This is a genomic window from Bacteroides sp. ET489, from assembly GCF_030518095.1.
Lineage (GTDB): Bacteria > Bacteroidota > Bacteroidia > Bacteroidales > Bacteroidaceae > Bacteroides > Bacteroides ndongoniae.
In genome coordinates this window covers 163,850-184,625 of record NZ_JAULLJ010000003.1, presented here as the reverse complement: position 1 = coordinate 184,625, position 20,776 = coordinate 163,850, and the positions used below count along the sequence as shown (strand labels likewise).

The window sequence follows — 20,776 nt, the reverse complement described above, 5'->3', positions numbered from 1 at the left end:
ATCAAGAAACAAGTAAACGAGTTAACAAGTCAACAAGTAAACGAGACCACAAGTCCTTGTAGCCTGTAGCCTTGTCAACTCGTCTACTAACTGATTCCCTTGTCAACTCGTCCACCATTTAAAACCAACAACCATGAATAGTCAACCAATCGTAGTCGGAATGGGCGAAGCACTGTGGGACGTGCTGCCCGAAGGAAAAAAACTGGGTGGAGCACCCGCCAACTTTGCCTATCACGTGTCGCAGTTCGGGCTGGAGAGCCGCGTGGTGAGTGCCGTAGGTCAGGACAAACTGGGCGCAGAGATTCTGGAAAACTTCCGCCAGAAACAGCTGTACGGACTTATCGAAACCGTGCCTTACCCCACGGGTACCGTCCAGGTAGAGCTGGATGCCGAGGGCGTGCCCTGCTATGACATCAAGGAAGGCGTGGCCTGGGACAACATCCCCTACACGCAGGCCCTCGAAGGACTCGCCAGTCAGACGCGTGCCGTCTGCTTCGGTTCGCTGGCACAACGCAGCATCGTGTCGCGCCAGACCATCCACCGTTTTCTCGACGCCATGCCCGACGATGCCGATACGCTGCGCATCTTCGACATCAACCTGCGTCAGGGTTTCTATACGAAAGAGATTCTGTGCGATTCGTTCCGCCGCTGCAACATTCTGAAGATTAATGATGAGGAACTGGTCACCGTGAGCCGCATGTTTGGCTATCCCGGCATCGACCTGCAGGACAAGTGCTGGATTCTGCTGGCCAAGTACAACCTGAAGATGCTTATCCTGACCTGTGGCGTCAATGGCAGCTACGTCTTCACGCCCGGTCATGTTTCGTTTGTCGAGACCCCGAAGGTGCAGGTAGCCGACACGGTGGGTGCCGGCGATTCGTTCACCGCCGCCTTCGTGGCTGCCACGCTGAAGGGACTTCCCGTAGCCGAAGCCCATCGCCTGGCCGTCGACACCTCGGCCTACGTCTGCACACAGCAGGGTGCTATGCCCGTGCTGCCCGAGTCGCTGACCAGCCGTCTGGCCTGACCTCCGACATCACTTATTCCCCGTTTGTGGGACACTTGCACGGCTCGCGAGCAACACAAGTACGGCTCGCGAGCCGTGCTTGTGTTTCATAAATGGAATGCAAGTGTCCCACAATGCAGAGAAATGAAGGGCTTTGAACGAAGGCATGATGCCTGCGTACCCGATTATTCCTGTAACAGTTTTCTGACAGTGTCGATAAAGGCTTCGGCTTTGGGCAACAGTTCGTCTATCTCTTCTGCGCTGGAGTAGGCGAAGTCGTCGTAATCGCTGCTGTGCCGCCGTTCGAACAGCAGGGAAAAGCAGCGCCCCATTTCGCGCGACATGCGTCCTGTAGCTACAAAATGCATGCCCAGCATCTGTTTGACGCCGGCGTGAGTGCCCGGATTAATGTTGTGCTTGATGAGCAAGGCCACGGCAGCATAGTAACAGGCATAATACAGGCGGTTGACGGCTGTGTTGTAATACCCTTGTTGCTTCAGAAAAGGAATTTCGGCTAATGTTTCCTCGGCACGCTGAAACCGATAGGCAGCCAGTGCCTCGATGTTCTCCCGACTCAGTTGCTCTTTCATAACACAATTCCCTCCCTCATTACGTTCACGAAAAAAGGTGTGCGGAAGGGACGGTTTTCCCAAAGCTTCTTCAGAAGGACGCGCGCATTGATGGCCACGCCGGTTTCTATCTCGATGTCGTATAGCGGGGCAATGATACGTTCTTCCTCGCTGATGCTCAGCTTGTCGCCGCCTACCAGCACCAGCAGGTCGATGTCGCTGTCGGGGCGGGCGTCACCACGGGCTTCGCTGCCATAGAGTATGGCCTGAGCTTCGGGTGCCACTTGTGCCAGGGCTTCGCGGATGCGTTCTACAATTTGCGGGCGTTTCATATACAATCGATTGATGAAGAAAGTAAGTTCTACATACAAAAGTAGGCATTTGTCTGCCAATTTCCAAGCCTTTCCCCCAATCTTTTCCCGCCCCGTGTCGCTCTTCTGCATTATATTCGTTATATTTGCCTTCTCTAATCCCCAAAAGAAAGGCCATGAAACACAATACCTTCTACCTTTTTACCTTGTGCGCACTGTGTCTGCTGCTGACGGCATGCGGGCGCGAACGGGCCCGTTTCCTGATAGCCGTGTCGCAGTGCAGCGACGACGAATGGCGCACGCAGATGAACAAGGAAATCCGGCGCGAAGCACTCTTCTATCCCGGTGTGGAGGTGGACATCCGCTCGGCGGGTGACGACAACCGGCAGCAGACGGCCGACATCGAACATTTCATCGCCGCCGGAGCCGATCTGATTGTGGTGGCGCCCAACGAAGCCGACGCCCTGGCGCCCGTCGTCGAGAAGGCGCGCGACAAGGGCATCCCCGTGGTGCTGGTGGACCGCCGCATCAACTCCGACCGTTACAATGCCTACATCGGAGCCGACAACTACGAAATGGGCCGACAGATAGGAACCTACATCGTCAGCCGCCTGAAGGGCGAAGGCAACGTTGTGGAACTGACCGGCCTGAAAGGCTCGACCCCGGCGCGCGACCGCCATCGCGGACTGATGGATGCCCTGGCCGATGCTCCGGGCATACACGTCGTGGCCACGGTCGATGCCGGATGGTTCAGACAGTCGGCCGAACAGGCTTTCGACTCCATCCTCGACTGCCAGCCGCACATCGACCTCGTCTTTGCCCACAACGACCGCATGGCCTCCGGTGCCCACGATGCCGCCGTCAGACGCGGACGTGCCGGCGAGATGCTGTTTGTCGGCGTAGATGCCCTCTCGGGCAAGGGTCTGGGCGTGGAAATGGTGTCCGACGGCACACTCGACGCCACCTTTATCTATCCCACCGGTGGCGACCGCGTCATGCAGGTGGCCATGAACATCCTCGAAGGGCGCAGCTATCCGCGCGAGACACTCCTCTCCACCGCCTTGGTCAACCGTCAGAACGCCCGCATCATGCAGATGCAGACCACCCATATCGGTACCCTCGATGCCAAAATCGAGAAGCTCAACAGCCAGCTCGACGCCTTCCTGATGCGCTACTCGGCCCAGCGCATGTTTCTGTACGCCTGCATCGTCATCCTGGTGCTGGTAGGGGCATTGCTTGTCTTCGTAGTGCGCGCCTTCTGGACCAAGAACCGCCTGAACACCGAACTGTCGCAACAGAAGCAGCAGGTGGAGGAACAGCGCGACCAGCTCATCCACCTGTCGCGCCAGCTGGAAGACGCCACGCACGCCAAACTGGCCTTCTTCACCAACGTCTCGCACGACTTCCGCACCCCGCTCACCCTGATTGCCGACCCCGTGGAGCAACTGATGCACAGCCATACCCTGACCGAGCACGAGCACTTCCTGCTGAACATCATCCACAAGAACGTCACCGTGCTGTTGCGTCTGGTCAATCAGGTGCTCGACTTCCGGAAGTTCGAGGACGGCAAACTGCAGCTTCGCCTGAGCCGCTTCGACCTGCGTACGTCGCTGATGGAGTGGACCGACGCCTTCCGCACCCTGTCGTTCCGCAAGCACATACACTTCCGCATCGAGGCCGACCCTGCCGTCGATTACACGGTGACGGCCGACGCCGAGAAGTTGGAACGCATCGTCTATAACCTCCTTTCGAACGCCTTCAAGTTTACGCCCGAGAACGGCAGCATCAGCGTTAGCCTTGCCATGCTGGGGCACGACGACAACTCCTTGCTGCGCCTGCAAGTCACCGACACGGGCGTGGGCATGCCCGCCGAGCACGTGCAGCACATCTTCGACAGCTTCTACCAGATCGACGTCCACCATGCTGGTTCGGGCATCGGGCTGGCCCTGGTGAAAGCCTTTGTCGAGATGCACCACGGCACCATCCGTGTGGACACCACCAAGGGACAGGGCACCTGCTTCACCATCGAAATGCCTGCCCGTCAGACGGGCGAACTCGACCCCGACACCACACGCAACGCCATGCTGGCCAATCTGAAAGAAGGAGCCGTCCTGGCCGCCGACCAGGAGACGCTGCAAGCTGCCGAGTCCGACACCCCTGCCGAGGATAAGGAAACCGTGCTCGTGATAGACGACAATCAGGACATCCGCGACTACGTGCACTCCATCCTGCAGGACGACTACCGTGTAATCGAGGCTGCCAACGGTCAGGAGGGCATTCAGCAGGCCATGAAGTATGTGCCCGACGTCATCATCTGCGACGTGATGATGCCCGTGATGGATGGCATGGAGTGTTGCCGCCGCCTGAAGTCCGAACTGCAGACGTCGCACATCCCCGTGATGATGCTTACCGCCTATGCTGTGGACGAGCAGAAGATAAAAGGCTACGAATGCGGTGCCGACTCGTACATCGCCAAGCCCTTCAGTGCCCGCCTGCTGACTGTGCGCCTGCGCAACCTTATCGAAAACCGTCACCGCCTGCAGAACTTCTTCGCCGATGGCAGCAACACTGCCTTGCAGCAGCCCAAACCCGCGGTCACCGATGTGGACAAGGGCTTTATGGATAAGCTGCGCCGCCTGATCGACGAGCGTCTGTCCGACCCCAATCTCAGCGTAGAGGAGCTGGGCGAACAGATAGGTCTGAGCCGCGTGCAGCTGTACCGCAAGACGAAGGCCCTGTGCGGCTACTCGCCCAACGAGCTGCTGCGCATTGCCCGCCTGAAGCGTGCCGCCTCGCTGCTGGCCTCGACCGAAAAGACCGTGGCCGAGATTACCTACGAAGTAGGCTTCAGTTCGCCCTCGTACTTCACCAAGTGCTATAAGGAGTATTTCGGCGAGATACCGACCGAATTCCTGCGGCGGAAGAACGGTGGGGAGTGAAAATAAAAATGACCCGGATGGTACGCTTGTCGCGGCATCCGGGTCATTTGTTTTATCGCGGTAGGCAGAACACTCTTAGAGGGCGTTCTCCTTGATGAGCCATTCGGCTATCTGAACAGCGTTCAGGGCGGCTCCCTTCTTGATCTGGTCGCCTACAATCCAGAACGTCAGTCCGCAGTCGTTGGTCAGGTCCTTGCGGATGCGGCCTACGTATACGGGGTCTTTGCCTGCCAGGAAGAGGGGCATGGGGTATTCCTTCTCGGCGGGGTTGTCCATCAGCACCAGTCCTTCGCCCTTGCTGAAGGCTTCGCGGGCTTCTTCGACGGAGATGGGGCGTTCGGTCTCTACCCAGATGCTCTCGGAGTGAGAACGGAGGGCGGGTACGCGTACGCAGGTGGCGCTGACCTTGACGTCGGAGTGCATGATTTTACGTGTCTCGTTGTACATCTTCATCTCTTCCTTCGTATAGCCGTTTTCAGTGAACACGTCGATCTGCGGGATGAGGTTGAAGGCAAGCTGGTAGGCGAACTTCTCGACGGTGACGGGCTCTCCGGCCAGTACCTGACGGTATTGTGTGTACAGTTCGTCCATGGCGGCTGCTCCGGCGCCGCTGGCTGCCTGGTAGGTAGACACGTGTACGGTCTTTATGTGTGATAGCTGTTCGATGGCTTTCAGTGCAACGACCATCTGGATGGTGGTGCAGTTGGGGTTGGCGATGATGCCGCGCGGACGGTCTTTGGCGTCGGCGGGGTTTACTTCGGGCACTACGAGGGGCACGTCGGCATCCATACGGAAGGCGCTTGAGTTGTCTATCATCACGGCTCCGTACTTGGTGATGGTTTCGGCGAATTCTTTGGAGGTGCCTGCGCCTGCGGAAGTGAACGCGATGTCCACACCTTTAAAGTCATCGTTGTGTTGCAAGAGTTTGACCTCGATCTGTTTACCGCGGAAGGTGTATTTCGTACCTGCACTGCGTTTCGATCCGAACAGCACTAACTCGTCCAGCGGGAAATTTCTTTCATCGAGCACCCGCAGGAATTCTTGTCCTACGGCTCCGCTTGCTCCAACAATAGCTACTTTCATTTTTCTTTTCTTTTTAATTAATGGGTTAAAAATTGAGCTTTTCGGCCGCAAATTTACTACAAAATGCAGTACGGCATCACACTAAATGAAAACTTTTTTGTTATTTTGCACATGAAAACCTAATATGTGATGCGTATGGATTGGCTCAACTTCAGTTTGGAACTACCTATAACCGACCCCACGTGGATATTTCTGCTGGTGCTGCTTATCATCCTGTTTGCCCCCATGCTGCTCAGCAAGTTGCGCATTCCGCACATCATCGGCATGATTCTGGCGGGGCTGGTCATCGGCGAGCACGGGTTCAACATCCTGGCGCGCGACAGCAGTTTCGAACTTTTCGGCAAGGTGGGCCTGTACTACATCATGTTTCTGGCCGGACTGGAAATGAACATGAGCGACTTCAAGCAGAACCGTAACAAGGCGCTCGTGCTGGGTCTGCTGGCTTTTGTGGTGCCTATCGTCATCGGTTTTGTGGCCAATGTCGCGCTGCTGAAGTATGGTGTGCTGACTTCGGTTCTGCTGGCCAGTATGTATGCGTCGCATACGCTGGTGGCCTATCCCATTGTGATTCGTTACGGCGTGTCGCGCCATCGCAGTGTCAGCATCGCTGTGGGCGGAACGGCTGTCACCGACACCCTGACGCTGCTTGTGCTGGCCGTTGTGGGCGGCATGTTCAAGGGCGAGTCGGACGGACTGTTTTGGCTGTGGCTGGTGGTGAAGGTCATCATTCTGGGTGCGTTTATCATGTGGTCGTTTCCCCGCCTGGGGCGCTGGTTCTTCCGCCGCTACGACGACAACGTGATGCAGTTCATCTTCGTCCTTGCCCTGGTGTTTCTGGGTGCGGGACTGATGGAGTTCGTGGGCATGGAAGGCATCCTCGGCGCATTCCTCGCCGGACTGGTGCTGAACCGCCTCATTCCCCACGTGTCGCCGCTGATGAATCACCTGGAGTTTGTGGGTAACGCCTTGTTCATTCCCTACTTCCTGATAGGCGTCGGCATGCTGATCGACGTCAACGTGCTGTTTGGTCACGTCAATTCGCTGAAGGTGGCGGGCGTGATGATTGTCATGGCCCTGCTGGGCAAGTGGATAGCCTGCTGGCTTACGCAGAAAGCCTATCGGATGACCTCGCTCGAACGCGAACTGATGTACGGCCTTAGTACGGCGCAGGCCGCTGCCACGCTGGCTGCCGTGCTGGTGGGTTACAACATCATCCTGCCCAATGGCGAACGTCTGCTGAACGACGACGTGCTGAACGGCACCATCCTGCTGATTCTGGTCACCTGCATTGTCAGTTCGTTCGTCACCGAGCGTGCCGCGCGCACCGTAGCCATGGACGAAGCCCATCCCGAAGAAGACCGTTCGCGCGAGCCCGAGAAGATTCTTATCCCGATTGCCAATCCCGACACGATAGAAGACCTTATCAACCTGTCGCTGGTGATACGCGACCCCAAGCAGAAAGACAATCTGCTCGCTTTGAACGTAGTAAACGACAGCAACAGCCCCAACGGCTCCGATGTGCGTGGCAAGCGCTATCTGGAGAAAGCCGCCATGATTACTGCTTCGGCCGATGTACGCCTGAAGCAAATCAGTCGCTACGACCTGAACATTGCCGCGGGCATCATCCATACGGCGAAGGAGCACGGAGTGACCGACGTTGTCATCGGTCTGCACCGCAAGATGACCATCGTAGATTCCTTCTTCGGTATGCTGACCGAAAATCTGCTCAAGGGACTGAACCGCGAAGTGATGGTGGCCAAGTTCCTGATCCCCATCAATACACTGCGCCGCATCATTGTGGCCGTACCGCCCAAAGCCGAATACGAGGCGGGCTTCCAGAAGTGGGTAGAACACTTCTGCCGCATGGGCAACACGCTGGGCTGCCGCGTCCACTTCTTCTCGAACGAAGAGACAGCCGTACCCCTGCAAGCCCTCATCAAGAAGAAATACAGCCAGACGCTGACCGACTACTCCCTGCTGGACGACTGGGAAGACCTGCTGATACTGACCGGACAAGTGAACTACGACCACCTGCTGGTCATCATCAGTGCCCGCCGCGGCTCCATCTCGTACGACAGCTCGTTCGAGAAACTGCCCGGACAGCTGAGCCGTTACTTTGCCAACAACAGCCTGATTGTGCTTTACCCCGACCAGCTGGGCGAACCGCAGGATGTACTCTCCTTTTCGAACCCGCGCGGCAACAACGACCCGCAGCACTACGAGAAAGTAGGTCGCTGGTTCTATCGATGGTTTAAAAAGAACAATGCCTAATGACTGACATGAATATACCGAACGCCGCCTCTGCCGGCGACACTCCGTGCCCCGACTGGCAACAGCGCACCCAACTGCTGCTGGGCGAGGAGAAAAGACAGCGACTGGCTCGTGCCCACGTACTGATAGTAGGACTGGGAGGTGTGGGCGCCTATGCCGCCGAGATGATTTGCCGTGCCGGTGTGGGCCGCATGACGATTGTCGATGCCGACACCGTACAGCCCACCAACATCAACCGCCAGCTGCCTGCGCTGCACTCCACCGTGGGCCTGCCGAAAGCCGAAGTGCTGGCTGCCCGCTTCCGCGACATTAATCCCGATGTGCAGCTCAATGTGCTGCCCGTCTTCCTGAAGGACGAGAACATCCCCGCGCTGCTCGACGCCGACCGCTACGACTTTGTGGTCGATGCCATCGACACGCTGGCCCCCAAGTGCTACCTGATAGCCGAAGCCCTGAGACGGCGCATCAAGATTGTATCGAGCATGGGGGCAGGTGCCAAGAGCGACATCACGCAGGTGCGCTTTGCCGACATCTGGGACACCTACCACTGCGGACTGAGCAAGGCCGTGCGCAAGCGCCTGCAAAAGATGGGTATCCGTCATAAGTTGCCCGTCGTGTTCAGCACCGAGCAGGCCGACCCGAACGCCGTCCTCCTGACCGACGACGAGCAGAACAAGAAGTCTACCTGCGGCACGGTGAGTTACATGCCCGCCGTCTTCGGCTGCTATCTGGCCGAGTACGTCATCAGGAGACTCTGAGTGAATTAAGAATGAAAAATGAATAATGAAAAGGCAGGGCCTGCGGAGGCTTGCACAGCCGGCCGCGTCCTGTCAACTGCTGACCCGCATAAATCCATAACGAATGATTCAACTCGAAAACATAACCAAGAGTTTCGGCTCCCTCCAGGTACTCAGGGGCATCGACCTGCAGATTGAGAAAGGCGAAGTAGTAAGCATCGTAGGCCCCAGCGGTGCCGGAAAGACCACCCTGTTGCAAATCATGGGTACGCTCGACGCGCCCGACACGGGTACGGTACGCATTGACGGCACCGAGGTCGGCCGCATGAAGGAGAAAGAACTCTCTGCCTTCCGCAACCGCCGCATCGGCTTCGTCTTCCAGTTCCACCAGCTGTTGCCCGAGTTCACTGCGTTGGAGAACGTCATGATACCCGCCCTGATAGCCGGTCTGGGTCGCCGCGAAGCCCAGTCGTCCGCCCTCGAAATGCTGAATCTGCTGGGACTGGCCGACCGTGCCGCGCATAAGCCCAGCGAACTGTCCGGTGGCGAGAAACAGCGCGTGGCTGTGGCTCGTGCCCTCATCAACCACCCCGCCGTGGTACTGGCCGACGAGCCTTCGGGCAGCCTCGACACACACAACAAGGCCGAACTTCACCAACTTTTCTTCGATCTGCGCGACCGCCTGGGGCAGACGTTCGTCATCGTGACTCACGACGAAAGCCTGGCCCGCATTACCGACCGCACGATTCATCTGAAGGATGGGGCGGTGGTGCAAGATTCTGAGGTCGCGGTGAGCGAGTAATCTTCTTTTCTTTGTGCAAAATCCCCTGAAAACTGCACGAACTTCGTGCAATATTCCCTGATTTCTGCACGAATCGGGTGCAAAATCCGTATGTCCGGCGGTTGAGTCGGGGTTAGTCGAAGCTCAGGTAGTGGCTGAGGCGTTCCAGATCGTCGGGGGTGAACTCTTCGTAGAGGGCGAGGGGTTTGAGGCTCTTCAGCGGGCCGTGCTTGCGGCGATACTCTACGATGGCTTTGGCCTGATAGAAGTTCAGGTAGGGGTGGCGGCGCAGCTGTTCGATGCCGGTGCGGTTGACGTCGAGGCGTTGCAGGGCAGTGGTGTCGATGCGGAACCATGCAGCCAACTGGTGATGGTCGAGGCCTATCTCGCCCAACTGTTCGACGCGGTAGAAGCCGCCCAGCTGCCGGCGATAGTTGCTGATGAGGCGGGCGATGCCGCTCCCTATGCCGGGTATCTTTTTCAGTTCGGTGGTGTCGGCGCGGTTCAGGTCGACGGTGGTGCCGGGGGCATACTTCTGCACTTGCGGACGGGCGGGCAGACTGTCGGTGTGCTGGCGGGCAAGCAGTAACGAGGAAGTTTGCTGTGTGGCGGACGGCGAGTGTACGGGCGGCACGGATGCGGAGCCGTCGCTGTCGGCGGGAGCGATGACGATGTAGGGGCGCAGGGTATCGAACTGTTGCTGCGTCAGCCCATAAATCTTGCGGAAATCTTCGGCCCGGCGGAAACGCCCACCCTTGCTGCGATAGCGTAGTACGTTGCTTACCATCCACTGCGGCAACCCCAGACGGCGCAGGGTGAGCGAGTCGGCCGTATTGGGGTCGAAGGCGACGGGTGTCAGGCGGACGGGTGCTTGTCGGCCCTCGTCCGAGGACGGCGGATAGGCTTCGTCGGGTTGCCCTTGCCTGCCGTTCAGGCTGTCGGCAAAGGAGTGTTGGCCTTCGGCGGTCTGCTGCTCCGGCTGGTTTTCTCCGTCGGGGGCGGTACGGTCGTGACGAAGCATGACGGCCTGAATGGCCGCATACAGCAGTATCACACCGATGCCCAGCAGAACGACGCCCCGCCTCTCGTTGCAGGTGAAGAACTGCCACAGGAGGCCCCATCGTTTCTTATTCTTCCCGTTTGGCCGCATGCAGCAGTTATTTCAGCAGTCCCAGCTCGTTGATGAAGATGAAGGCAATGCCTATCGGGGCAATGTACTTCAGGATGAAGGCCAGCAACAGACCGATCTTGACGGTGCCGTTGTTGGTGAACTCGCCCCGCATAATCTTCTTGTCCAGATACCAGCCACTGAAGAGGGCGATGAAGAATCCGCCCAGCGGCAGCATGATTTTGGCCGTCACGAAGTCGAAGAGGTCGAACAGCGTCAGTCCGAACAGGGTGTATTCCTTGCCCACACCCAGCGACAGCGAACAGAGCGCGCCGAGCACGATACAACCGGCGGTGACCAGACGGGCCGCCTTGCTGCGCGTCATGTTGAACTCTTCGTGCAGATAGGCCGTCACCACCTCGTGCAGCGAGATGGTGGACGTAAGCGCCGCCAGCGCCAGCAGCACGTAGAACATGATGGACAGGATGATGGCCAGCCAAGGCAGTCCGCCAAAGGCTTGCTGGAAGACGTTGGGCAGGGTGATGAACAGCAGGCTGGGACCGGCATCGGGCTGTATGCCCACCGAGAAGGCGGCAGGGAAGATGATGAGGCCCGCCAGTATGGCTACAGCCGTGTCGATGGCCGCCACGTTGAAGGCCGTCTTGGGCAGGTTGGTGTCGCTGCGGAAGTAGGAAGCGTAGGTGCACAGGCATCCCATACCCAGCGAGAGCGAGAAGAAGGCCTGCCCCATGGCACCCAGCAGCACGTTGGCATCGACCTTGCTGAAGTCGGGCTTCAGCAGGAATTCGAGTCCTGCACCTGCGCCGGGCAGCGAGATGGAGCACACGGCCAGGATAAGAAGCAGGATGAAGAGGATGGGCATCATGATTTTCGACGACTTTTCGATGCCTTTCTCCACGCCTTTCACTACGATGAAGTGCGTGGCCAGCAGGAAGACAATCATCCAGAGCATAGGCCTCCAAGGATTAGCCACGAAGCTGCTGAAAGCACTGATGAACTGGTCGGCCGACTTTCCGGCAAAGCTGTTGGTGGCCGCTTCGAGGGTATACTCCAGTGTCCAGCCCGCCACTACCGAGTAGTAGCCTAGGATGAGGAATCCGGCCAGCACACCCATGCGTCCTACCCAGCGCCACTGCGTGCCCGGAGCCAGTATGCGGTAGGCACCTGCCGTGTTGGCCCGCGAACGTCGTCCGATGGAGAATTCGGCTATCATGATGGGAACGCCAAACAAGAGGACGCATCCCAGATAAACCAATATGAAGGCGGCTCCGCCGTGGTTGCCTGTTTCGTAGGGGAATCGCCAGATGTTGCCCAGTCCTACGGCCGAACCGGCCGACGCGAGTATTACGCCCAGTTTGCTGCCAAAGTTGGCTCTGTCTTTCTTTGTCATATGAATAGCCTTTTTGCTTACAATCCGTAATGAATATTTGTTGAAAGAGTGCAAATATAGAAAATATTCCGTACTTTTGCATTGCGAATTGTAATTTATGCGAATCCTCCGCCGAAAAAACATTCATTTGCAGGAAGCAAGCCTGATGAAGTTGCGGTCGGTTAAAGTCTGCCGGCCTCGGGGTGTGGGACACTTGCATTCCATTTGTGGGACACTTGCACGGCTCGCGAGAAACACTTGTACGGCTCGCGAGCCGTACAAGTGTTCAATGTCGCATGCGGAACAGACCCGATTCGCTGTTGGCGTTCATTAAAAACCAGAAAAATTATCTGCTTATGCTATATTATATAAAGAAGTATCCGTTGTCGCTGCTCATCATTCTGACGGTTGTTTACCTTTCTTTCTTCAAACCGCCTCAGACGGAGATGGACTCCATTCCGGGCATCGACAAGGTGGTGCACGTGTGTATGTACCTGGGCATGTCGGGCATGTTGTGGCTGGAGTTTGTGCGGGCACACCGCAAGGATGCCGGCCGGGTGCGCATGTGGCACGCCTGGGTGGGCGCGGCGCTGTGTCCCGTGCTGTTCAGCGGGGTGGTGGAACTGTTGCAGGAGTATTGCACCACGTATCGCGGTGGCGACTGGCTGGACTTTGCTGCCAATACGACGGGAGTGCTGCTGGCTTCGCTGGTGGGGCGGTTTGTGCTGATGCGGAGAAGAGGATAGGGATGGATACGCGGACGACGCGGAATAAACGGATCATCACGGATTTTATTTTATTCAAATTATCGTCCGTGTTCGTCCGCTTTCTCCGCGTCGTCCGCGTATCTATTCTGTTTCCCTCTTACAAATACTCTACCACCGAGCTCAGCCGTATTCCGTTCGAACCTTTTATCAGGATGGTCTTGCCGTGAGGCTTGTCGGCCTTCAGATGCTCGATCAGGGCGGGAGCGTCGGGATAAGTGGGGCAGGTGTGGCGGGTGGCCGCAAACTGTTCGCCCACGAGGACGACGTCGCGCAAACCGCATTCCTCCAGATAATCCACTACTTTCTGATGCTCTTCGGCACTGTCCTTGCCCAGCTCGCGCATGTCGCCCAGGATGAGCATTTTGTGGTCGGCCTTCATCTTGTAGAAGTTGCCGATGGAGGCGCGCATGCTGGTGGGGTTGGCGTTGTAGGTGTCGATGATGAGGGTGTTGTCGGCCGTCTGCTTCAGCTGCGAGCGGTTGTTCTGCGGCACATACTCTTGCAGGGCTTTGTCTATCTTGGCAGGCTCAACGCCGAAGAAGCGTCCTACGGTGACGGCGGCCAGTGCGTTGGCAAAGTTGTATTCGCCGATGAGGTGAGTCTGCACTTCGTGGCGCTCGCCGTCTTTTCCGGCTTTCCAGGCGAAGGCCAGGTAGGGCGAGTTGCCGGTCACCTGCCCGTTGACGTACAGACTGCTGTCGGTGCCGTAATAGATGGGGTTCAGGCCCCAGGCCATTTCGCACAGGTAGGGATTGTCGTGATGGACGAAGACGGTAGAGTCGCCGTGGCGGCGCAGGAAGTCGAAGAGTTCGCCCTTGGTGCGCATCACTCCCTCGAACGAGCCGAAGCCTTCCAGATGGGCCTTGCCCACGTTGGTGATGAGTCCGTAGTCGGGTTCGGCAATGTCCACCAGTTCCTTGATGTCGCCGGGATGGCTGGCTCCCATTTCTACGACGGCCAGTTCGTGCTCGGTGCGTAGGCGTAGCAGGGTGAGGGGCACGCCGATGTGGTTGTTCAGGTTGCCTTCGGTGTAGAGTATATGGTGACTTTGCGACAGCACGGCGGCCAGCAGTTCCTTGGTCGTGGTCTTACCGTTGGTGCCGGTGATGCCGATGGTGCGCGTGCCCATCTGCCGGCGGTGGTGGTTGGCCAGTTGCTGCAAGGCTTTCAGACAGTTGTCCACGAGGAAGTAGCGGTGGTCTCCCTGCGGAGCGTATTGAGGTTCGTCGACCACGGCGTATCGGCTTCCGGCTTCGAGCGCGCGGGCGGCAAAAGTATTTCCGTTGAACATTTCGCCTTTCAGGGCGATGAAGAGTGATCCTTCGGGGCAGTTGCGACTGTCGGTAGTGACGCAGCTGCACTCCAGAAACAGTTGATAGAGGGCGTTGATATCCATAATGATTCTATTGTATATTGTATGTAGTGCGTGGAAGGGGATGTCGAAAAGCCCGGGCAACTGCCTGCTGCTTTTGGGGATGTGCCCTCCCGTATCGGTTGCGGGGGCAAAGATAGTGGTTTTGGGGGCTGCTTCGTCGCAGGGGGGAGGATTTATTTTTTACGGTGGCAGAAGGCAGGCTCGTGCGAACGTTTTATATTTTTTCCTGTTAGTTTAATATTCTTCATAATCCCAAGTAAGGGCCTGTTTGTTTTTAAGTATAATCGATTGAGGGTATTTTGGCTTTTTCATCCGTTGGAATACCTTAATATATAATATTTCAATTCAATTCATTGTGGACTTGCCGCTATACAATTTCTTTCTGTACGGTAAAAAAAGAAAACGCAAAAAAAGTTGAAAACAGTTTTGCTCTTTTTGAAAAAAACAGATATATTTGCAGCGTGCATGCCGAAAGTGTTCGCGGCACAACTTATGGAAAGAAATTGGTAGAAGCGTTGTGCTTCATTCTTGTATTCGAAAACCTAGGAAATTTTCAAGCTACACAAGAATGGCACGGCAGTTTCTCACGCATAGCGTGGGTCTGCTGTCTGTTCTCGTATGTAGCTGGGCTATTCCTAGGGCCTTCGGATAAATCGGTGAAACAGCACGCAGTTCCACGCTTCTTGTAACTAGGAAATCAATTTTGTCTTTTTAGGAACTGGATCGACGCATAAAAATTCTATGTGTATGGAAAAAGAATGCGTATCTGTGGCGTATGAACCGCCCGTTGTAGAAGTCCTCCTCGTCGAAGTGGAAGGGGGATTCGGATTTAGTGTCCCGGATTGGGAATAATGCAACTTTTGTTCTTTAAAATCTAAAAAAGCTACATGATGAAGAGACTGTTATTCGGAGTGTTGGCTGCATTGCTGTGTGCTGCCTGCTCCAATGAAGAATCCACGTTGGATATCCGTAAAGAAGGCGGTCTGAACGTGGAACTGAAACTGTCGGCTTCGACCGAAGCGAATACCCGTACGGCCTATTCGGTGGCTACGGAAGCCGAGCGCACTGTGAAAACTCTCGATGCCTATCTCTTTGCTCCCGCTGCAGAGACTCAGGACTATGTGTTGGAAAAGAAATACAATAATCTGCTGTCAGATAGCTGGACTCCTGCAACGTTGGAAGATAGTAAGACCGTTACCCTGTCCGGCGTAAGCCGCACAGCAAAGAAAATCTTCTTCGTGGCAAACGGAACGGACATTGCTTCGTTGAAAGTAAATGCTGTTGCAGGTATGACGGAAGCGGCTTTCCGTGCATTGCTGATGAATGCGATGACGGCCAATCCGGAAGTAACCGAAGCCAGCCCGTTGCCGATGACAGCCGAGGCCTCCGTGGCTGCCGATGCCTGGAACGGCAATCCGCTTTCGGTGACTGTCAGCGCTGTGGCACTGGAGCGCGTGGTAGCACGCATCGACCTTGCCGTCAAGGCACAGGAAGGTGTATTGTTCGTTCCCTCCAAATTAGAGATGGTGAACGCACGGCCCAACTCGTTCATCTTCCCCTCGGAAGGTAACTACGCCGACGGTTCGGCCACGCTGAAGCTGGAGCAGACGATTGCAGCAGCTACTTCCACAACTTCCGAAGCAGCTTATTACAACAGTTTGCTCTATCCTTACGAAGCTCCTGCTACCGACAACGTCAAACTGGTGGTAACCGGTAAGCTGACGGTAGGTGGAAAGACCGTACTTGCGGCTTTCGACCTCCCGTTTGTCGATGCCGATGGCAATCAGCTGGCAGTGGAGCGCAATACCCGTTACTTAGTGACCATTACCAAGATTAATGGCTTGGATGCTACGGTAGACGTGACTTTCACCGTAAGCGACTGGGAAGACGGCGGCACCATCGAACATCCCGTACAGGTAGACAACTTTATTGTGACGGGCGACGGACTGACCGGCAACAAGCTGACATTGGCCCAGGCCGAAAGCAGCAGTGCCCAGCTGACCGTGACTACCAACGTGGCCTGGAAAGCCGAGGTGACCAAAGGCACCGACTTCCTGACGGCTACCCCTTCGGGTAATACCCTGACCATCGCCGCCATTTCGGCCAACGAAAGCGGAGCGCCCCGCAAGGCTTACGTCGAGCTTTCGACCGATGCAGATCCTAACGTCACTTACACACTGGTAGTGACACAGGCTGCCGAATAATTCTATTAACAGACTAAGGAATCAGATTTATGAAAAATATCATATCACGTATCATGATACTTGCCATGCTGGCAAGTTTCGCCGCCTGCTCCAGCGAACTGGATAATGCGGGCGGATATGCCGGAGACGAGGCGATGGTCCGGATGACCTTTACCGGACTGAACGGCTTTGCCGTGACTCGTGCGGTCGACCAAACGGCTGTAGAGAAGGTTACGGTCTATCTTTTTGAGGGAACGGAGGAAAGCTCTGAACTGAAATATACACTTCCCGTTACGTTGAGCGATAAAACCGAAGCTGGACTTCCGGGTTCGTTCAAGGTGCCCGAAGGCGGAACCTATCATGTAGAGGCCATTGCCAATGCCGAGACACTGACGGGCATCAGTACTTATGGCGATTTTCTGGCACAGACCACGACAGCCGCTTTTGATGGTAACCTGCTGATGCAGGGTGCTACCGCACAGAATATTACGTTGGCAGGCGGACAAACCACTACACTCAGCATGGAGCTGGTGCGTCTGGCTGCCACTTTCCAGGTAGAAGGAGCCGTTGAGGCCGGTGTCAGCGATGTGGCTTTCACGCTGAAAGGAGCCGTGAAGGAATCTTACTTGGTGAAACATGCCGATGGCGATAGCTTTACTATTCCTGCCGATGCCGAGACAGGCGAAAACGCTGTACCTTATTCTTATGAGAATCCGGAGAACAGTACAGTAATGGTAATCACCGGCACGATGAACGGTGCGGCATACCGTACGGAAGTTCCCGTTGCCCAAGTACTCCGCAACCACTTGTACACCGTGAAGTTAGTGAACAACAGTGGTACCATCGAACCTGAACTGACAGTGACGGACTGGTCTGAAATTTCTTCCAGCTTGGAAATCGGTGCCGGAAGTGCCCTGATGATGACTGCCGCTACCGACCAGACGCAGGAGCCCGAAGCAACGGTGGTTTATCCGGAAGAAGGAGACCTGAAGAGCACCCAGACGGTGAACGTTGCCGCCGATGCAGCTGTTACCTATTATCTGTATGTGAAGAGCGCGAACATCGAAGCAGCCCTGACTCATACCACTCTGCCCGACGGCTGGACGCTGGCAGCTCCTGCTGAAACCCGTACAGATTATCTGTGGGAAAAAGGTTATTGGACACTGACCATTCCAGCCAATGCTACTTCCGAAGAACGTACGCTGACGGTGATTGCTACAAATAAACTGATAGCTGATGCGACGGTGTCGATTACGTTTACTCAGGAAGGAAAGGAAGATGAGGCGGTGGATCATAGTAAGAATCCGTTAGCAAGATGGGCAGAGGCTAATTCAATAAATGCTTTGCAGAAACAATATGGTAGTACAGAAACTTGGTGGAATTGGAAATATGAATATTCTTCTCAAGATTATCCAGAAAGTACTTGGGCTAATGGTGTTGGTTCATATTATCAATGGGGGCGTAATGCGGGTAGTCCATTCCCTACCCAATATCAACCAGCTGATGGCTCACAGATTAATACAGGAGGAATAAATTGGGCAAAGGTTACATATAATTTGCCTACAAAAGTGACGGTGGCTAAAACAACTAATCAAAATTTGTTCATAATCAATGGTGATGGAAATGATTATGTATCTGACGGATCGACTGATGAAATTTGGACGGACAGAACTTCAAAATTATATGATGATAATGGATTAACTTCTTATGATAATCCTAGACCTTGGCCATGTCCGGAAGGATATAGATTACCAACGGTTGCAGAATATCAACAAATTATTCCCAAAGTAGAAAATCAATCAAAGTCTTTTACTACATTGACAGAGTTGAAAGAACTAGATGGTATAAAATATGTTATTAGATGGACTTATTCAGATGATAATCCTTCTATCACCTATGGTTATCAAGTTTGGAATGAACATTTGACCATTGATTGCTTGGTGGTTCCTTCTACATATACTGAAGATGATTTGGAAAGCGTTGATTGGAATGATAATAATGTTGTAACACGAATTTTCTATACCGGTGGATCAAGGTTAGGTGCTTATTATGGCTCTCATTCTAATCCGGTTAGTCCTGCTCCTGTTACATTTGACTGGGATAATACAGCTTATTATTGGACTTCTGAAAGTGCACCTAAAGCCGGTACTGCTTGGGCTATGACATTTAGAACAAGTAGAAGAACAGATGATCAAACCGGAAATTACGGACCTTGGTTCCAAATAGCAGCTTATCCTAAGGATAATGCAATGTTGGTACGTGGTATAAAAGACAATCAGTAATTTAAATCCCTAACAATCATGAAAAAGTACATATATTATCTGTTTGGCGCATTGCTGGCAGTCGCTTTTTATTCGTGTACCAGCGAGGAAAACGCGATGGATGGCAATACAGGCCGACGTATAACGGTGAGCTTTGGTTTACCTGAGGGTGCTGCCTCTACCCGTGTCGACGAAACGACCGAGGATACGGGGGCTGAAAGTGCCCTTCATCAGGCCGATCTTTATTGTTTCGACTATACCGGAGGAGAGAAAGGAGTATTGAAAAGCGTGATTCATTTGACGGAAAATCAACTACTCCAGAATAACCCAGCTATCGACTTGGAAAATGGTGATTACTATATTGAAGCCATAGCCAACGAGAATCATCTGGATTTAGAGGAAGGTACAAGTACCTACGCCGATTATTTAGAGCTGAGGGCTACATCTGAAGACTATACGCGCTGGAGCGAGGTAGGGTTTATTATGCAGGGTGCAAACACAGCACACATCACCAATGCTACTACCGTGCTTAATATAAATTTCACCATGGTTCGTCTCGTGGCACGTATCGATGTTGTGAATCGGGTTGATGGACTAACGATTACCGGAGCAAAGATGGAAAACAGTGTAAAAGAGTCGTTTTATGTAGAAGACGAAACTTCCATCATTGCAAAGGAAAGCGGTAGTAAAGAAACCCGTACCAAAAGCGGATTGAGTGTGCCAAACGGCAGATCGGTTCAGATATTCTACACCTACGAGGGTAGCGTTGAGGAAAGCGGTTTGCAGATTTCGTTCGAAGGAGTAGATGAAGACGGTATAAAGTATGCCAGTCTGCCTATTGTTGAGTTTAAGAATCAGAACAATCATCCTGCTTTCATGCGTAATAAACTGTATACAGTGACACTTTACGAAGTAGACGGTGCTATCAAAACTGAAGTAACGGTAACCGATTGGGCCTCGCAGGCGATTGAGAATGAAGTGACGGTAGAAGACGGTTTGGAGGTTACGGTAAATCCTGACGGTTCCGGCATTACGCTGAAAGATGACAACAAAGCTGTGGCTGGCGACGTAAAGACAATTTATGTTCCTGCTGAAGGTGCCACTTTCTCGGTTATATCCGAAAGTGACAATATCGCAGTAGAGGTCGTAGTACTGAACGGCACTGATTGGCTGACAGTAACAGAAACCCGCTCGCTGGTACAGAAGTTCCAGGTGGTAGTTGCCAAGAATACTGCCGAAACAGAACGAACCGGTCAGTTTGTAGTTCGTAACATGCTGAAACCGGAAGTGAAGGTGACTTACAATGTCGTTCAGGCAGGGGCGGAGCCGGCGGAACCGGAAGGACCGGACTGGGATGAATTGCCTTCAATCAACAAACCCGGTGCAGCTACTTTGGAACAGTGGGCTAGCAGTAAAGATGCCGTTGGCGAGAACGGGAAGGAGTTTTTCTTGTATGGCATTGCCGATCCTGCGGTGGATGAAGACACTGAAGTCTCGGTGTTTGATACTCATCGTCCGGGAACTTGGAGCGGTGTTGATCCGTCTGAAAGTGGTTATCGCATGGCTACAAAAACAGATTGGGAAGCCTTGGTGGCCGTTGGTGCTTCAAGTAATGCTTATCGTTATTTGACTTACAATAATAAGCACTACTATATCAGTGGCAGAACGGCTTCGAGCAGTAAGTTCGTGCTGAAATTTTATGAGTGCGATGAAAAGGGAGAATATATAAGTTCGGAACAGACCATCACCCTTCAAGGTGGCTATATTGAGGCAACTTATGATGGCGGTTATCCTTATGGATGTACTCGGTTGAGTAAAAGCACTACTTATACCTATTATTGGTGTGGAGGTAATTTAGCGAAGTATTTTGTGGCATTTAGTTCTGCCGGAATAAGTGTGCAGCAGGATACTACAAGCAACAATACTAGTAGCAAAGGACGCGCTTGGGATGCTTTGCGTATCCGCAGCATCAAAGAATAATAAAATGGAGGAATA

At 54.3% G+C, this 20,776-nt stretch carries 15 protein-coding genes; 9 read left to right on the top strand and 6 right to left on the bottom strand.

Going from position 1 to position 20,776, the window contains the following annotated elements; all coding sequences use genetic code 11:
- The first annotated feature begins 133 nt into the window (after window positions 1–133).
- Window positions 134–1,027 (top strand): carbohydrate kinase, encoded by an 894-nt coding sequence (locus Q3C19_RS03055; RefSeq protein ID WP_277120536.1) that lies wholly within the window; start codon window positions 134–136, stop codon window positions 1,025–1,027.
- A 164-nt stretch (window positions 1,028–1,191) separates the two neighbouring features.
- Here the strand turns inward: Q3C19_RS03055 and Q3C19_RS03050 are convergent, their stop codons facing one another.
- The gene (locus Q3C19_RS03050) at window positions 1,192–1,596 is read right to left on the bottom strand and encodes a HEPN domain-containing protein (protein WP_302727162.1); all 405 of its coding nucleotides are present in this window, start codon (window positions 1,594–1,596) and stop codon (window positions 1,192–1,194) included.
- Entirely contained in the window at window positions 1,593–1,907 is a 315-nt protein-coding gene (locus Q3C19_RS03045; RefSeq protein ID WP_277120549.1) for a nucleotidyltransferase domain-containing protein, read from the bottom strand. Before Q3C19_RS03045 ends, Q3C19_RS03050 begins: the two co-directional genes overlap by 4 nt.
- A 155-nt stretch (window positions 1,908–2,062) precedes the next feature.
- Between Q3C19_RS03045 and Q3C19_RS03040 the strand changes: the two genes are divergently transcribed.
- Window positions 2,063–4,825, top strand: a complete 2,763-nt coding sequence (locus Q3C19_RS03040) for a substrate-binding domain-containing protein (protein ID WP_302727159.1) — start codon at window positions 2,063–2,065, stop codon at window positions 4,823–4,825.
- A gap of 75 nt (window positions 4,826–4,900) precedes the next feature.
- Here the strand turns inward: Q3C19_RS03040 and Q3C19_RS03035 are convergent, their stop codons facing one another.
- Window positions 4,901–5,908: an aspartate-semialdehyde dehydrogenase gene (locus Q3C19_RS03035; RefSeq protein WP_022161865.1), complete on the bottom strand. Its 1,008-nt coding sequence runs from the start codon at window positions 5,906–5,908 to the stop codon at window positions 4,901–4,903.
- A 135-nt stretch (window positions 5,909–6,043) separates the two neighbouring features.
- Here Q3C19_RS03035 and Q3C19_RS03030 point away from each other — a divergent pair, with 135 nt between their 5' ends.
- The 3 genes from Q3C19_RS03030 (at window position 6,044) to Q3C19_RS03020 (ending at window position 9,718) form a co-directional block, all read left to right on the top strand.
- Entirely contained in the window at window positions 6,044–8,179 is a 2,136-nt protein-coding gene (locus Q3C19_RS03030) for a cation:proton antiporter (RefSeq protein WP_302727156.1), read from the top strand.
- Window positions 8,180–8,187: 8 nt separating this feature from the next.
- On the top strand, window positions 8,188–8,937 hold the full coding sequence (locus Q3C19_RS03025) for a tRNA threonylcarbamoyladenosine dehydratase (RefSeq protein WP_288911285.1): 750 nt from the start codon (window positions 8,188–8,190) through the stop codon (window positions 8,935–8,937).
- Between the two features lie 103 nt (window positions 8,938–9,040).
- Entirely contained in the window at window positions 9,041–9,718 is a 678-nt protein-coding gene (locus Q3C19_RS03020) for an ABC transporter ATP-binding protein (RefSeq protein WP_302727154.1), read from the top strand.
- Window positions 9,719–9,830: 112 nt separating this feature from the next.
- Here the strand turns inward: Q3C19_RS03020 and Q3C19_RS03015 are convergent, their stop codons facing one another.
- Together Q3C19_RS03015 and Q3C19_RS03010 are read right to left on the bottom strand one after the other, a co-directional pair.
- Window positions 9,831–10,847 (bottom strand): helix-hairpin-helix domain-containing protein, encoded by a 1,017-nt coding sequence (locus Q3C19_RS03015; protein ID WP_302727152.1) that lies wholly within the window; start codon window positions 10,845–10,847, stop codon window positions 9,831–9,833.
- Window positions 10,848–10,854: 7 nt separating this feature from the next.
- Window positions 10,855–12,216: a sodium-dependent transporter gene (locus Q3C19_RS03010; RefSeq protein ID WP_302727150.1), complete on the bottom strand. Its 1,362-nt coding sequence runs from the start codon at window positions 12,214–12,216 to the stop codon at window positions 10,855–10,857.
- Window positions 12,217–12,551: 335 nt separating this feature from the next.
- Between Q3C19_RS03010 and Q3C19_RS03005 the strand changes: the two genes are divergently transcribed.
- Window positions 12,552–12,941: a hypothetical protein gene (locus Q3C19_RS03005; protein WP_071148437.1), complete on the top strand. Its 390-nt coding sequence runs from the start codon at window positions 12,552–12,554 to the stop codon at window positions 12,939–12,941.
- 118 nt (window positions 12,942–13,059) lie between these two features.
- Here the strand turns inward: Q3C19_RS03005 and murF are convergent, their stop codons facing one another.
- A complete protein-coding gene (murF, locus tag Q3C19_RS03000; RefSeq protein WP_302727147.1) occupies window positions 13,060–14,358 on the bottom strand; it encodes a UDP-N-acetylmuramoyl-tripeptide--D-alanyl-D-alanine ligase in 1,299 nt (432 codons plus the stop codon).
- Window positions 14,359–15,227: 869 nt separating this feature from the next.
- Here murF and Q3C19_RS02995 point away from each other — a divergent pair.
- The 3 genes from Q3C19_RS02995 to Q3C19_RS02985 are packed head-to-tail and all read left to right on the top strand — an operon-like array spanning window position 15,228 to window position 20,761.
- Window positions 15,228–16,541 carry a fimbrial protein gene (locus tag Q3C19_RS02995; protein ID WP_302727145.1) on the top strand — a complete coding sequence of 438 codons (1,314 nt, stop codon included), beginning with the start codon at window positions 15,228–15,230 and terminating at the stop codon, window positions 16,539–16,541.
- Between the two features lie 29 nt (window positions 16,542–16,570).
- The gene (locus Q3C19_RS02990; protein WP_302727143.1) at window positions 16,571–18,802 is read left to right on the top strand and encodes a fimbrial protein; all 2,232 of its coding nucleotides are present in this window, start codon (window positions 16,571–16,573) and stop codon (window positions 18,800–18,802) included.
- 18 nt (window positions 18,803–18,820) lie between these two features.
- Entirely contained in the window at window positions 18,821–20,761 is a 1,941-nt protein-coding gene (locus tag Q3C19_RS02985; protein ID WP_302727141.1) for a BACON domain-containing carbohydrate-binding protein, read from the top strand.
- Window positions 20,762–20,776: the final 15 nt, after the last annotated feature.

Excerpts from the sequence above, each read along its gene's own strand:
- Q3C19_RS03055 (WP_277120536.1), top strand. The coding sequence starts at position 134 with ATGAATAGTCAACCAATCGTAGTCGGAATGGGCGAAGCACTGTGGGAC.
- Q3C19_RS03050 (WP_302727162.1), bottom strand. The coding sequence starts at position 1,596 with ATGAAAGAGCAACTGAGTCGGGAGAACATCGAGGCACTGGCTGCCTAT.
- Q3C19_RS03045 (WP_277120549.1), bottom strand. The coding sequence starts at position 1,907 with ATGAAACGCCCGCAAATTGTAGAACGCATCCGCGAAGCCCTGGCACAA.
- Q3C19_RS03040 (WP_302727159.1), top strand. The coding sequence starts at position 2,063 with ATGAAACACAATACCTTCTACCTTTTTACCTTGTGCGCACTGTGTCTG.
- Q3C19_RS03035 (WP_022161865.1), bottom strand. The coding sequence starts at position 5,908 with ATGAAAGTAGCTATTGTTGGAGCAAGCGGAGCCGTAGGACAAGAATTC.
- Q3C19_RS03030 (WP_302727156.1), top strand. The coding sequence starts at position 6,044 with ATGGATTGGCTCAACTTCAGTTTGGAACTACCTATAACCGACCCCACG.
- Q3C19_RS03025 (WP_288911285.1), top strand. The coding sequence starts at position 8,188 with ATGAATATACCGAACGCCGCCTCTGCCGGCGACACTCCGTGCCCCGAC.
- Q3C19_RS03020 (WP_302727154.1), top strand. The coding sequence starts at position 9,041 with ATGATTCAACTCGAAAACATAACCAAGAGTTTCGGCTCCCTCCAGGTA.
- Q3C19_RS03015 (WP_302727152.1), bottom strand. The coding sequence starts at position 10,847 with ATGCGGCCAAACGGGAAGAATAAGAAACGATGGGGCCTCCTGTGGCAG.
- Q3C19_RS03010 (WP_302727150.1), bottom strand. The coding sequence starts at position 12,216 with ATGACAAAGAAAGACAGAGCCAACTTTGGCAGCAAACTGGGCGTAATA.
- Q3C19_RS03005 (WP_071148437.1), top strand. The coding sequence starts at position 12,552 with ATGCTATATTATATAAAGAAGTATCCGTTGTCGCTGCTCATCATTCTG.
- murF (WP_302727147.1), bottom strand. The coding sequence starts at position 14,358 with ATGGATATCAACGCCCTCTATCAACTGTTTCTGGAGTGCAGCTGCGTC.
- Q3C19_RS02995 (WP_302727145.1), top strand. The coding sequence starts at position 15,228 with ATGAAGAGACTGTTATTCGGAGTGTTGGCTGCATTGCTGTGTGCTGCC.
- Q3C19_RS02990 (WP_302727143.1), top strand. The coding sequence starts at position 16,571 with ATGAAAAATATCATATCACGTATCATGATACTTGCCATGCTGGCAAGT.
- Q3C19_RS02985 (WP_302727141.1), top strand. The coding sequence starts at position 18,821 with ATGAAAAAGTACATATATTATCTGTTTGGCGCATTGCTGGCAGTCGCT.